General features: G+C 72.0%; 11 protein-coding genes. 3 read left to right on the top strand and 8 right to left on the bottom strand.

Annotation, left to right across the window (positions count from 1 at the left end; genetic code table 11):
- Positions 1-278: 278 nt before the first annotated feature.
- Complete coding sequence (locus tag H4F70_RS11250; RefSeq protein ID WP_182357263.1) at positions 279-1,145, bottom strand: glycosyltransferase; 867 nt, start codon at positions 1,143-1,145, stop codon at positions 279-281.
- 176 nt (positions 1,146-1,321) lie between these two features.
- Between H4F70_RS11250 and H4F70_RS11245 the strand changes: the two genes are divergently transcribed.
- Positions 1,322-2,491 (top strand): SGNH/GDSL hydrolase family protein, encoded by a 1,170-nt coding sequence (locus tag H4F70_RS11245; RefSeq protein WP_182357262.1) that lies wholly within the window; start codon positions 1,322-1,324, stop codon positions 2,489-2,491.
- On the opposite strand, the gene H4F70_RS11240 is transcribed toward H4F70_RS11245, so the two are convergent.
- A complete protein-coding gene (locus tag H4F70_RS11240) occupies positions 2,488-2,988 on the bottom strand; it encodes a hypothetical protein (protein WP_182357261.1) in 501 nt (166 codons plus the stop codon). The genes H4F70_RS11245 and H4F70_RS11240 overlap by 4 nt on opposite strands.
- Before the next feature lie 29 nt (positions 2,989-3,017).
- On the bottom strand, positions 3,018-4,073 hold the full coding sequence (locus tag H4F70_RS11235; RefSeq protein WP_182357260.1) for a DNA polymerase III subunit beta family protein: 1,056 nt from the start codon (positions 4,071-4,073) through the stop codon (positions 3,018-3,020).
- A 132-nt stretch (positions 4,074-4,205) separates the two neighbouring features.
- Between H4F70_RS11235 and H4F70_RS11230 the strand changes: the two genes are divergently transcribed.
- The gene (locus H4F70_RS11230; protein ID WP_182357259.1) at positions 4,206-5,642 is read left to right on the top strand and encodes an amidase; all 1,437 of its coding nucleotides are present in this window, start codon (positions 4,206-4,208) and stop codon (positions 5,640-5,642) included.
- Positions 5,643-5,650: 8 nt separating this feature from the next.
- Here H4F70_RS11230 and H4F70_RS11225 read toward each other — a convergent pair whose 3' ends face one another.
- From H4F70_RS11225 to H4F70_RS11210, 4 genes are read right to left on the bottom strand one after another with little or no spacing between them, the layout of a single operon-like run.
- Positions 5,651-7,267 carry a class I adenylate-forming enzyme family protein gene (locus tag H4F70_RS11225; RefSeq protein ID WP_182357258.1) on the bottom strand — a complete coding sequence of 539 codons (1,617 nt, stop codon included), beginning with the start codon at positions 7,265-7,267 and terminating at the stop codon, positions 5,651-5,653.
- Complete coding sequence (locus tag H4F70_RS11220) at positions 7,264-7,728, bottom strand: MaoC/PaaZ C-terminal domain-containing protein (RefSeq protein WP_182357257.1); 465 nt, start codon at positions 7,726-7,728, stop codon at positions 7,264-7,266. The genes H4F70_RS11225 and H4F70_RS11220 overlap by 4 nt, the downstream gene beginning before the upstream one ends.
- The gene (locus tag H4F70_RS11215) at positions 7,725-8,645 is read right to left on the bottom strand and encodes a MaoC/PaaZ C-terminal domain-containing protein (protein ID WP_182357256.1); all 921 of its coding nucleotides are present in this window, start codon (positions 8,643-8,645) and stop codon (positions 7,725-7,727) included. The genes H4F70_RS11220 and H4F70_RS11215 overlap by 4 nt, the downstream gene beginning before the upstream one ends.
- Complete coding sequence (locus H4F70_RS11210; protein ID WP_182357255.1) at positions 8,636-9,913, bottom strand: CaiB/BaiF CoA transferase family protein; 1,278 nt, start codon at positions 9,911-9,913, stop codon at positions 8,636-8,638. The genes H4F70_RS11215 and H4F70_RS11210 overlap by 10 nt, the downstream gene beginning before the upstream one ends.
- An 80-nt stretch (positions 9,914-9,993) precedes the next feature.
- Here H4F70_RS11210 and H4F70_RS11205 point away from each other — a divergent pair, with 80 nt between their 5' ends.
- Positions 9,994-10,635, top strand: coding sequence for a TetR/AcrR family transcriptional regulator (locus H4F70_RS11205; protein WP_182347819.1), 642 nt, complete (start codon positions 9,994-9,996; stop codon positions 10,633-10,635).
- On the opposite strand, the gene H4F70_RS11200 is transcribed toward H4F70_RS11205, so the two are convergent.
- A complete protein-coding gene (locus H4F70_RS11200; protein ID WP_182357254.1) occupies positions 10,614-12,125 on the bottom strand; it encodes an APC family permease in 1,512 nt (503 codons plus the stop codon). The two genes, H4F70_RS11205 and H4F70_RS11200, sit on opposite strands and share 22 nt — an antisense overlap.
- Positions 12,126-12,321: the final 196 nt, after the last annotated feature.

Genomic DNA, 12,321 nt, shown 5'->3' with positions numbered 1-12,321 from the left:
CGGATGGCGCCCGTGCCGTAGGAGGCGTCGTCGAGCGCGCAGCGCCAGGCTGCGCACCGGGTCAAGCCGGGTGGTGCCGAACAGGTGGTCGCGCACCGGCTCGGCCAGCATCGCCGCCACCACGCGAGCCGTGCGGGACTGGGGTGTCGATGCCAGGGGTGTCGATGCCAGCACTGCCGCCCCACCGGCCACCAGTCGCGGCGCAGCAAGTGGCCCACTCAGAAGGCGTCGGTCCACAGCGTCAGCGCGGTAATCTCGGCGACGACGGTGCCCGGCACTTAGGGAACGAGCAGCCGGCGTTGCCGAGCCAGCTCGTAGCTGGCGATCGCTGGCCCCGCCCAGCGCATCGGGCGCCGCCGGCTCGCCAGCGCCGCCATGAGCGCGAGCCCCGAGGCGGACGACCGCGCCGGCATGAGCCGGTCCGGATGCCGGGCCTTGAGCTGGGCGGCCGACGAGCCATACCCGGCACGGCGCGCGCTTAACTCGGCGAGCGAGATGCGGGTGCGGTGGTGGTGGACGAGGTCGGTGACATAGTGGACGTCCCAGCCGGCCTCGTCCATGCGCCAGAGCAAGTCGACGTCCTCGCCGATGCGCATGCCCGGCTCGAACGGCGGGTCGGTGACGGCGGCGCGGCGCACCATCGCCGACGCAGCGGGCAGCCATCCCACCGACACGCGGTAGACGACGCGGTTGAGGTGCGCGCCCATGTCGAGCTCGGAGCGGGTCTCCTCGTACCGCTCGATGCCCAAGCCGCCCTGCATGTCGGGGCGCACGCGCGGGCCGGCGGTTCCCACGACGGAGTCGTCGAAGATCCGCCGCAGGCGCGACGCCCACATCGGCGTAGCCACGACGTCGGAGCCGATGAAAGCTACGAATGGCGCGGTGGTGGCGGCGAATCCAGTGTTGCGGGCCGTGCCCGGGCCGCCGTTGACCTCGTGCACGATCAGCCGTGCACCGTGGTCGGCGCATAGTTTCTTGAGGCGCGCGGCGTCGGGTTCGGGGGTGGCGTCGTCGACGACGGTGACGGGCAGCCCCTCGTCCGCCACCGAGGCGAGGCACCGGGCGAACTCGTCGACGCCGCCATGCACGGGGATGACGATCTCGACATCGTCGGCGCGCTCCACGTCGTCGGCCGGGGCGGGCATCGCGTGGACGGTGACCCTCGCGCGGCTCGTGACCGTGCGGCTCCTCCTGGTGCGGATGTGGGTGCGTGTGGTGGCGGCGCGTGCCCCTCGGTGTCGGACCATCGCTGTGCTGCGGCCGTGCGCGCGGGAGCCGTGTACAGCCTGAGCCGACGGGCACGGCGACTACCATCGGGGGAATGGACTCGTCGACCCCACTGCGTCGCACGCCCGTCACGGCCGACCTGCTGCACGGCGCACTGGACACGGAGCAGGGGGAGCGCGGCGTGGTGCCGTGCCGGCTGCCGGCGTGGGCGCGTCGGCGCGCGGACCCGCAGCTGCTCTCCGCCCAGGCGCAGCCGGCCGGGGTGCGCCTGGCGTTCCGCACCACGGCGACCAGGATCGAGCTCACCGCCCACCGCACCCACATGGCGTTCCGGGGCGTGGCGCCGCGGCCCGCCGGGCGGTTTGACCTGCTGGTCGGCGGAGAGCTGATGGCGCAGGTGGAGGCGGAGGGCGGCACCGCGGTGCTCGTCGACGCCGCCACCGGGGCCGTGGAGACGGAGCAGGGGCCCACGCAGACTGTTCGCGTCGATGGGCTGCCTGCGGGGGAGAAGAACGTCGAGATCTGGCTGCCGCACTATGAGCGGGTCGAGCTCGGCGAGCTGCGCACTGACGGGCCGGTGGCGCCCCTGGCCGCCTCGCGCGGCCGCCGGTGGCTCAACTACGGCAGCTCGATCAGTCAGGGCTCGAACGCGGCCAGCCCCACTGGCACCTGGATCGCGCGTGTGGCACTCGATGCGGGGCTGGATGTGACCAACCTCGGATTCAGCGGCAGCGCGATGCTCGACCCGTTCGTGGCGCGCGTGATGCGGGATCGGCCGGCCGATCTGATCAGCCTCGAGGTGGGCATCAACCTCGTCAACGCCGATGTGATGCGGATGCGCGCGTTCACCCCGCTTCTGCACGGGTTCCTCGACACGATCCGCGAGGGGCACCCGGACACGCCACTGCTGCTCGTCTCGTCGCCTCACTGCGCCATGCACGAGGACACCCCCGGGCCCGCGGCGATCGATTTCGGCGACGGGGTCATGCGGTACCGGGCCACGGGCAATCCGGCCGAGGCGCGCGCCGGCAAGCTCACGCTGCGCACCATCCGCGAGGAGACGGAGCGGATCGTGGCGCAGCGCAGTGGGGACGACCCGCACATCCACTACCTCGACGGGCTGGAGCTGTTCGGCGCGGAGGACGAAGTGCGGCACCCACTGGCCGATAACCTGCACCCCGGTCCCGAGGCGCACGCGCTCATGGCCGAGCGGTTCGGAGCGCATGCCTTCGGCGCATACGGGCCGTTCGTCGAGGCGGGCTAGGCGCCGGGCGCCGACGCGCGGCGGGCGGTGTCGCGGCTGTCGATGGCCTGGTGCACCTCGGCGATGGCCGTGCGGATGAGGGTGCCGTAGGCATCGTCGGGCAGTGCGTGCGTGTGCCGCTTGGCTCTGTCGATGTGCTCGCTGGCGGCGGCGAACGTGCCCAGGCGGCGGAGGTCGTCGGCGATGTTGAGGTGCAGGCTTGGATAGAACCCCGCGACCTCCAGGCCGGGATGGTGTTGCCGGGCGCGGTCGTTGGTGAGGGCGTCGGCGGCATCGAGGGCACGAACGTTCCAGATGAGCGATTCCGCGGCGTCGCCGTACAGGTCGGCCAGGTAATGCGCGAGTGTGCAGCGGTGGAACGGGTCGCCCGCGGGCCCGATGCGGTCCCAGACGGCGATCAGGCCGCGTCGGGCCGACTCGGTGTCGCCTTCGCGACCGAGGAGTACGGCATTGCTGATCGCGTGCATCGTGGGGTCGGTTGTGGCGGCGTTGGTCATGAGAGGCGTCTGGTCCTTGTAGTCGTCGGTCAGGTGGGGCTCGGTCGGCAGGGCATGACGACAGCGGTGAGATCGCCGTCGTCCGCCGAGCGGATGGTGGTCGGCTGGTCGGCTCCGCGGAGGTCGAGCATCAGGTCGGCGCCGAGTGCGCAGCTCACCGCGGGGTACAGCGTGGTCAGCTCGAACCACACCGTGAGATCGGGGCCCGTCGCGGTGGCGTCGAGCGGCAGGACGGCACCGGGCAGCAGCAGGCTCGGGGTGCCGTCCACCAAGCGGAGCCCGATCCGCTCCGGTGCCTGTGCCAGCGCGGCATGTATCTGCCGCGTCTCGGTTGTGACGCGATGCGTCACCGGGGGCAGGGCCGCCACCATGAGTCTGTGGTCGGGAAACTCCCCGGTGAGCAGGCGGCAGTCGGCCGTGGCGTGGTCGGACGTGCGCAGGCTCAGGGTCCGCTCGCCGGCCTCCATCGTCACGATGGGGCTGCGCCGGAGCCGCGATGCGGCGGCCCGGAGGTCGTCTCCGGCCAGGGTCCCCGCCCACGACGCGGTCGACGGCCCGCCGGGCACGAGAGTCCGCGTGGTGAGGCGGAAGCGGTCGGTCGCGGTCAGCGAGACGGCATCGTGGCGTGCTTCCAGGCGTACCCCGGCCAGCACCGGGTGTGCGGGGTCGTCGATGGTGGTGGCCAGGACCTGATCGACGGCGGCCGCGAAAACGGGGCCGGGAAGTGCGCACAGGGTGATGCGGGAGGCCTGGCCGAGCGAGGCCTTGAGCGTCGCCGCGGCCCGCTGGATCCCGGCGGCCTCCGCGGCGACCGCGGCCGCCTGCTCGTCGATGAGCCGCGCGGCCTCCGCGGTACTGCCGGCGAACAGCCGCCCGATCGTGCGCAGCGGCATCCGGATCTCGCGCAACAGGCGCAGATGCGTGGCCCGCGCCAGCTGCGACCGGTGGTAGAACCGGTATCCCGTCAGCGGGTCGACCCGCTCGGGACCGAGTACGCCGGCATCGTCGTAGAAGCGCAACGCGCTCGCGGTCAGCCCTGCGAGTTCCGCGAACGCGCCGATCGGCATCAACTCCCGTTCATCCACCCGAGCATTGTCAGGCTTCGACCGGCTCGAAGGTCAACCCCGGCGCCGGCCGTCGACCGGGGCGCAGACCTCGCCAGGCGGCCGCCGCGCGTAGGGCGTCCACTGCCGCCTGGTCTCCGCTAACGTGACGTCATGACCGATACCCAGACACCCGTCCACCGCGTCCATGCATTCGCCGACGATGCGCTGGGGGAGCTCGATGCCACCGGCGTGGCCGAGGCGATCCGCGGCGGGCGGGCGTCGGCGGCCGAGGCGGTGGAGGCGGCGATCCGCCGGGCGGAGTCCGTCGACCCGGCGCTGGGTGCGATCGCCTGCGCCGACTTCGACCGTGCCCGGCGGGCCGCGTCATCGCCTGCGGGCGGGTTCTTTTCGGGCGTGCCGACGTTCATCAAGGACAACGTGGACGTGGTGGGCCTGCCCACGCAGGAGGGTTCGTCGGCGTTCCGCGCACAGCCGGCGTCGGCGGACGGGGAGTTCGCCGCGTCGTTCCGCCGGCTCGGGCCGGTGTGTCTGGGCAAGACACAGCTGTCCGAGTTCGGGATCTCCGCCAGCGCCGAATCGCCGGGCAGGATCGTGCGCAATCCCTGGTGCACCGACTATTCCTCGGGTGCGTCGTCGGCCGGGTCGGCGGCGCTGGTGGCGGCGGGCGTGGTGCCTTTCGCGCACGGCAACGACGGCGGCGGGTCGATCCGCATCCCCGCCGCCGCGTGCGGGCTGGTCGGGCTCAAGCCGAGCCGCGGGCGCGTGCCGCAGGACGCGCTGTTCGGCCGCATGCCCGTCAGGGTGGTGGCCGACGGGGTGCTCACCCGCACGGTGCGCGACTCCGCCGCCTACCTGCGGGAGGTCGAGCGCCTGCATCCCGTGCACAGCCTGCCGCCGGTGGGCGACGTGAGTCGCGCCGGCGAGATGCGGCTGCGTGTCGCGATGGTGGTCGAGTCGCCGTTCACGCCCACCGACGTCGAGACGGCCGCCTCGGTGCGGGAGGCGGCGCGGCTGCTCGAGTCGATGGGGCACCGCGTCGAGGAGATCGCGGCGCCGGTGCCGGCGAGCTTCGAAGAGGACTTCAAGACCTACTACGGGCTGCTGTTCCTCTACATGAACGCCACCGGTAAGAGCACCTTCGACCGGTCGTTCGACTGGCGCCGCACCGAGTCGCTCACCCGCGGGTTCGCCGGATACACGTTGCGCCACGCCCACCGGCTGCCCGCGGCGATCGCCCGGCTACGCGCCTCCGCCCGCCGCTCGCGGGAGCTCTACGCCGACTACGACCTGGTGCTCACGCCGACGGTGAGCCATCTGACTCCGCGGATCGGGCACATCGACCCCACACTGCCGTTCGAGACCGCGATGGAGCGGCTGCTGGCCTGGGTGGGGTTCACGCCCCTGCAGAACGCCACCGGGGATCCGGCCGTCTCGCTGCCGTTTGCGATCAGCTCGCAGGGCACGCCGATCGGCATCCAGATCGCCGGCCCGCTGGGATCGGAGACGCGGCTTCTCGAGATCGCCTACGCGGTGGAGGAGGCGCGGCCGTTTGCGCGGATCCAGGACGGGCCGGCGGGGCGGGGATAGCCGGGGACTCATGCGAACTGCGGCGCCACCTCCTCGGCGGCCCGCCGGCGCAGCGCCATCTTGTCGACCTTGCCCACCGGCAGCAGCGGCAGCGCGTCCACGGCGATGATCCGCTTGGGCACCTTGTAGTTGGCCAGCCGCGCTCGGCACCAGTCGGTGAGCTCGTCTGGGTCCACGGGCGTCCCGTGCCCGTCGGCGTCCACCGTCTCGAGGTAGGCGACGCCCACCTCCTGGAACGTCGGGTGCGCCGCGGGCACCACGGCGGCCAGGCGCACGGCGGGATGTTCCTCGAGGACCAGCTCGATCTCGCGCGGGTAGGTGTTGTACCCGCCGGATTTGAAGATCTCCTTGGTGCGGGCCACCAGGCACAGGTTGCCGTCGGGCCGCAGGTATCCGACGTCGCCGGTGCGGAAGTAGCCGTCCGCGGTGAAGGCCTCGGCGGTGGCCGCGGGATTGCCGAAGTACTCGAGCAGCAGCCCGGGATGGCGGACCAGGACCTCGCCGGTCTCGCCCGCGGGCACGGGGCGGCCCTGCGCGTCGGCGAGCAGGAAGTCGATCTCGTCGACGGGCTTGCCCACCGTGCCGGCGAGCTCCTCGTCGCCGGCGTCCGGTGCGGTGTAGGAGACGGACCCGGTGATCTCCGTCATCCCGTAGGTGGTGCCCAGGTGCACGCCGAGCTCCCGGAAGCGGCGCACGACCGCGAGGGACAGCGGCCCGCCGCCCCAGCTGACGTACTTGAGGCCCGAGAGATCCGTGGTGGCGAAGGCGGGGTGCTCGGTGAGGAGCTTGAGTGTGGTGGGCACCTGCAGGAACGCGTTGACGCCGTGGTCCTCCACCGCCGCGAGCATGGCGCCCGCATCGAACTGCTCCTGGAAGACGATGGTGCCGCCCTGCACGAGCGGCGTGCAGCACAGGTCGCCGACGCCGCCGATGTGGTTGATCGGCAGGTTCGCCACCACCCGCATCGGGGCGACGGGCGCGCGCAGCGCCTGGATCTCGAAGCTGCGGGCCAACCCTCCCTGCCCCAGCACCGCGCCCTTGGGCCGGCCGGTGCTGCCGGAGGTGTAGACGATGAGCCCGGGGGAGTCCGCGGTGACGGCGCCCCGCGCGGCGGCGAGTTCCCCGTCCGTGACGTCCGCGCCGGCCGCGAGGAAGTCGGCCCACGCGGTGGTGCCGTCGTGGGCCGCGTCGCCGAGGATCACCGGGCGGCCGACCCCGGCCTCGTCCGCGAGAGCGAGGAGCACCGGCAGGTGGTCGGTACTCCCGGACGCGTCGATGCCGAACAGCAGCGTCGGGCGGCTGTCGCCCACGTTGTACTGCAGCTCGGGCAGCCGGTACTTGGGGTTGAGCCCCAGCCACACCGCGCCGATGGACAGCGATCCGAGGAAAGTGAGCCAGTAGTGCGGCGTGGGGTGCGAGAGTACGGCCACCCTGTCGCCGGTGCGCACACCCGCCGCGAGGAGCGCGCGGGCCACGTCGTCGACGCTGCGGGCGAGCTCGGCGTAGGTGGCGACGGTGCCGTCGTGCACCACGGCCGGCGCGTCGGGCGTGGCGGCGGCCCAGTGGCGCAGATACTCGGGGATGGTGTCGAAATGCGGAACCGTGCCGCAGCGCTGAACGCTCATGAGGCCTCTCCGTCGGTGTCGGGGGAGACGCGCAGCAGGAGCAGGTCGGCGACCATGCACGGCCGCTCCTGTCCTTCGATCTCCATGGTGTTGCGGGTGGTGACGAGCAGTCCGTCGGGGCGCTTTGCGGTGTCGACGACGACGGCGCGCACGCGGATGCGCCGGCCCAGCGTCAGCGGGGCGGGGAAGCGCACGCGGTCGAGCCCGTAGTTGAAGCCGTACTCGCCGTCGTCGCCGCGGACGCCGTACTTGAAGTGGAAGTACAGCAGCGCGCTGAGCTGCCAGAACCCGTCCACCAGGTCGGCGCCCAGCGGGTTGTTGCGGCTCACGGTCAGGTCCACGTGCGCGGGATCGAGGTAGGTGGACCAGGCGAACTGCTCCAGGTGCTCGCGGTCGAGCGTGAACCAGTCGCTGACGAAGTACTCGGTTCCGGGGACCGGCCCGGCGCCGGCCGCGTTCATCGCCCTGCCCCCAGCAGCAGGACCCCGTCGGATATCGCCCGCTCGCCGGTGTCGGCGAGCACGTCGAAGCGGATGGTGCGGGGAGAATCGCAAGCGGCGGGAGAATCCGCATCGGCGTGCGGGGCGTCGTCCTGCGTGCCGAACACGCGCAGCGTCATCACCGATGGGCACAGCACCATTCCGGTGAGCCGGGCCTGGAACCCGTGCACGCGCGTGGGGTCGCCGCCCGCCTCGCCGTTGGTCAGCGCGGACAGCGCGTACGCGATGGTGCCGGTGCCGTGCAGGATCAGGCCCGGGAACCCGGCCTCGGTGGCCACGCGGATGTCGGTGTGGATGACGCCGTAGTCGCGCGCGCACTCCGAGAACACGTAGGGCGCGAGCGGCCCGATGGTGATGTCTTCGGTGCGCACGGGCGCGGCCGGCGCAGCGGCGGAACCGCCGGTGTCGAGCGCCGTCGGCGCGGAAGCGGTCTCGCCCTGCGCGTCGACGCCGAGGAACACGGTGGTGGTGTGCGAGGTGGCGACCGGGGCGCCGGCGGCGTCGACTGTGTCGATGCGCAGCGTCATGCGCCCGCCGGCCCGCCGCTTCTCCACGCCCACCACCTGCGCCGACGACGAGAGCGTGTCGCCGGCGCGCACCGCCCGGTGCAGGCGGGTGGCGTTGAACGAGTGCACGCCGCGCACCCGCTCCTCGGGGGTGAGTGCGCCCAGGTGCTTCTCGTGCAGCAGGGCGATGGCATCCCACTCGAGGTGCGACAGGTAGGCGGGATGCGCGGGAAGCGCTGCGGCGCCGCGGTTGTCGAAGTACACCGGGTTGGTGTCGCCTGTCGAGGCGGCGTAGTTCATCACCCACCGGTCCTCCACGGTGTCGGTGGCAGCGGGCCCGCGCAGGCCCGCCATCTCGCTGGTCAACGGCATTGCTGTGCTCCTTCGGCTGCGCCGGCGGCGCAGAGTCGGTCGACGGCGTCGGGGTCGAGGCCGGCGTAGCGGGTAAGGACCGTGCGGGCGTCCGCGCCGAGCGGCGGGGCCGTGCCGCAGCCAGTCGGGGCGGTCGGGGCATCGGCCGCGGGCGCCCGCAGCGCGCCGATGCGCACCGGTGATCCGGGGACGGTGACGGTGACGCCGTCCCCGGGGGCCTCGCAGCCCCCGACGGCCGGGCCCTCGCCGACGCTGAGGCGCATGCCGCGCGCGGCCGCCTGCGCGGACAACAGCGCCTCGCGGGACGTGCGCAGCACGGCGACGGGGACCCCGTGCGCGATGAACCGCGCGGCCGCCTCGTCGCGGGTGCGCTCCGCGAGCCAGTGTTCCAGCGGCCCGCGGATGTGCTCGTCATACTGGGCGGCGCGGCGCGGGCCGGTGTCCATGCCGTCTCGATCGGCGAGCCCGGGGTGCCCGATCGCCGCGCAGAAGCCGCGCCATTGCCGGTCGGTGGTCACGTCCAGGCTGATGTGCCCGTCACGCACCGCAAACACCCCGTAGGGGCAGAAGTATTCGCGGCCGTCGGGGTGCCGGTCGGAGCCGGTGAACACCGCGGTGCTGCTGCGCAGCTCGTTGAGGGAGAGCATCGAATCGTGCATGGCGATGTCCACGTGCGCGCCCTCGCCGGTGACCGACCTGCGGTACAGCGCCATGAGCAGGCCTGCGAGGGCGTGCAGGGCGGGCACCATGTCGCCGACGGGCGGGCCCACCGGTCCGGGCAGGCCGCCGGGGCCGCCGGGATGCCACACGCCCGTCTCGTACTCGGCGACGGTGTTGTAGGACGGGCGGTCCCGCTGCGGCGACGGCGTGTGGCCGAAGCCGCTCACCGAGCAGTACACCAACCGCGGGTTGAGCGCCCGGAGCTCCTCCGCGCCGAAGCCGAGCCCGTCGAGCACCCCGGCCCGGTAGTTCTCCACCAGCACGTCGGCGCGGGCGAGCAGTCCGGCGAGCGCGTCCCGGCCGTCGTCCGTCTTGAGGTCGAGGGCGACGCTGCGCTTGCCGCGGTTCATCCGCAGGTAGAACGCGCTCACGGTGCCGTCGCCGTCCGCCCGCGGCACCTGCGGCTCCAGCATGCGGGTGGCGTCGCCGCGGGGCGGCTCCACCTTGATGACGGTGGCGCCGGCGTCCGCCATGAGCATCGTCGCGTACGGGCCCGCGATGTATTGGGACAGGTCCACGACGACGAGTCCGGCGAGCGCGCCCGTCATGGCCGCGCGCCTTCCGTGCGCGCGGGCGATCCGTGTGGATACGCTGGGCCCGGAACGGACGGACGCGCGGAGGGAGCGGCATGACCAGCGAGGCCGGCACCGCGCAGCGGCCCCCGGTGCGGGTGCCCACGCAGAAGCGCGCCAAGCGCACCGTGGCGTCGATCCTGGATGCGACCGCGGATCTCCTCGTTGCGGGAGGCATGGACGCCGTCAACACCAATGCGGTGGCGAAGGCGGCAGGGGTGAACGTGTCCACCCTCTACGCGTACTTCCCGGACAAGACGGCGATCGTCGCGCAGCTGGCGCAGCGGTTCGAGGACGAGCGCGCCGCCTACGTCTCCGCGGTGGCACCGAACCTGGCCGGCGCCGACTGGCGCGAGTGGTTCGCGGAGGTGATCGACCGCCTCGCCCGCTTCCGCGTGGAGACGCGTGCCGCAGTGGCGATCCGCAAGGCCGTCATGGGCGATACGGAGCTGCGGCATATCGACCAGGAGTCGACGGCGTCCGCCACCGAGAAGATCATCGGCGGTCTGCGTGCCCACAATCCCGCGCTCACCGAGGAACGCGCCCGGCTGATCGGTTCGGTGGTGGTGCGCACCATCACCGAGATCGTCGACGCCGCCTTCGCCGCCGAGCCGCCGGATTCCGGCATGCTCGACGAGCTCAAGCTGCTCGTCGTGCGGTATCTGGAACCGTATCTTCACGATTCGCCCACCAGCTGATCGCGCCGGTTCCCCGCGTCGGGGCCGGAATCGTCGGAAACGGCCGGCACCGGGGCACGGTCGCGCCCGGCGGCGGCCAGCAGGTCGTGGTGGTCGCCGAGCAGCCCGCGCAGGCTCTCCTCCGGGGTCTGCCGTCGCGGCGCGGCGAACCAGAGCACGGCGCCGAGCGCCCACCAGGCGACGAGCATGATGTATTCGGCGGGCCAGCGCAGCTCCATTCCGGTGCCGGGGATCAGGCTGACGACGATGAGCGCCGCGCCGACGATCGCCCCGATGGCCGGGACCCACACGAACCGCACCCGGTACGGACGCTCCAGGTGGGGGTACTTGTACCGCATGCGATAGAAGGCGCCGACGGTGAAGATCCACACCAGCGACACGTTGACGCCGCCGATGTCGAGGAACCAGACGAGTCCGCCAGGCCCGATCCACCCGAGCCCCAGGCCCACCAGCGCGGTGAAGATCAGTGCGGGCCGCGGGGCGCCCGTCTTCTCGTCGACGCGCGAGAGGATCCGCGGCAGCAGTCCCACGCGGGCGAGCGAGAAGATCAGGCGCGACACGGACGAGAAGACGGCGATGAATGTGGTGAGGATGCCGATGACGCCGATGCTGAACGCCGCCCAGGAGATCACGGGGAACCCTGCCACCTTGAATGCGTCGATGGTGCCGCTGTCGAGCCCCGCCGTCTCCTGCCAGGGCAGGACGAAGCCGGTCGCGGCGAAGATGACGGTGTAGAAGGCGCCGGCGATCATCACGGCGACGACCACGATCTTGCCGATGCGCCCCGCCGGGACCGCCGCCTCCTCGGCCATGACGGCGACGATGCTGAACCCGGTGAGGAACCCGAGCGCCGGCAGGATGAAGCTCACCGATTGCGACAGCGGGGAAGAACCGTCGGCGAGGGACGCGTCGAACATGGGCCAGAAGTTGTCGATGGATCCGGCTCCGAAGCCCACGGCCACGACGACGATGCCGATGACGACCATGGCGAGGAACAGCACCAGCTGCAGGCGGAAGCTCAGGCTGGCGCCGAACCAGTTGATCGCCAGCATGAACAGCATGAGCACGATGCCCAGCGCCAGCACCGGCAGGAACACGGTCTTGCCGCCGATGCTGTAGAGCGGTATCGAGTTCATGCCCGGCGCCACGGTGCTCACCAGGAATCCGGCGGCCGTCACGTAGAAGGCGACGATGCCGGTGAAGATGCCGATGAGCAGCCAGCCGACGATGAACCCGGTGCCGCGGTTGAACGCGACGTAGCTGAAGACCAGCTCGCCGCCCGCCCGGGGGAATGACGAAGTGAGCTCGCTGATGGCGAGCGCCACGCACCCGGCGAACACTGTCGCCAGGATCATGCCGAACACGGTGCCGCCCAGTCCGAACTCGGCGAAGAAGTCGCTGGTCAGGTAGAGGAAGCTCGAGCCGATGATCCCGGCGGCGCCGACCGCCACCAGGGCCATCGGGCCGATGGTCTTTTTGAGTTGCGACATGGATTCGATCCCTTCATCGGGGCGCCGTGCGCCGCGTGTGCTGCCGCAATAGCAATGCAAGTAATTGCTTGCATATGAGACTGTAAGGCAGATCACGCCGATGCGCAATGGTGAGGGGCGATACCCGGTCCTGGGTGTGCCGCCGCGCCGCCGATGTCGCCCGCGCCCCCTGTGTCGCCCCGGGGGCGTCAACCCC

The organism is Tomitella gaofuii (assembly GCF_014126825.1).
Lineage (GTDB): Bacteria > Actinomycetota > Actinomycetes > Mycobacteriales > Mycobacteriaceae > Tomitella > Tomitella gaofuii.
Note: the sequence above shows the minus strand (reverse complement) of the source record. Positions and strands in the feature narration are given on the sequence as shown.

What these genes read in the sequence shown, in the direction of transcription:
- H4F70_RS11200 (WP_182357254.1), bottom strand. Translation starts at nt 12,125, where the DNA reads ATGTCGCAACTCAAAAAGACCATCGGCCCGATGGCCCTGGTGGCGGTC.
- H4F70_RS11210 (WP_182357255.1), bottom strand. Translation starts at nt 9,913, where the DNA reads ATGACGGGCGCGCTCGCCGGACTCGTCGTCGTGGACCTGTCCCAATAC.
- H4F70_RS11245 (WP_182357262.1), top strand. Translation starts at nt 1,322, where the DNA reads ATGGACTCGTCGACCCCACTGCGTCGCACGCCCGTCACGGCCGACCTG.
- H4F70_RS11225 (WP_182357258.1), bottom strand. Translation starts at nt 7,267, where the DNA reads ATGAGCGTTCAGCGCTGCGGCACGGTTCCGCATTTCGACACCATCCCC.
- H4F70_RS11205 (WP_182347819.1), top strand. Translation starts at nt 9,994, where the DNA reads ATGACCAGCGAGGCCGGCACCGCGCAGCGGCCCCCGGTGCGGGTGCCC.
- H4F70_RS11220 (WP_182357257.1), bottom strand. Translation starts at nt 7,728, where the DNA reads ATGAACGCGGCCGGCGCCGGGCCGGTCCCCGGAACCGAGTACTTCGTC.
- H4F70_RS11230 (WP_182357259.1), top strand. Translation starts at nt 4,206, where the DNA reads ATGACCGATACCCAGACACCCGTCCACCGCGTCCATGCATTCGCCGAC.
- H4F70_RS11240 (WP_182357261.1), bottom strand. Translation starts at nt 2,988, where the DNA reads ATGACCAACGCCGCCACAACCGACCCCACGATGCACGCGATCAGCAAT.
- H4F70_RS11250 (WP_182357263.1), bottom strand. Translation starts at nt 1,145, where the DNA reads ATGCCCGCCCCGGCCGACGACGTGGAGCGCGCCGACGATGTCGAGATC.
- H4F70_RS11215 (WP_182357256.1), bottom strand. Translation starts at nt 8,645, where the DNA reads ATGCCGTTGACCAGCGAGATGGCGGGCCTGCGCGGGCCCGCTGCCACC.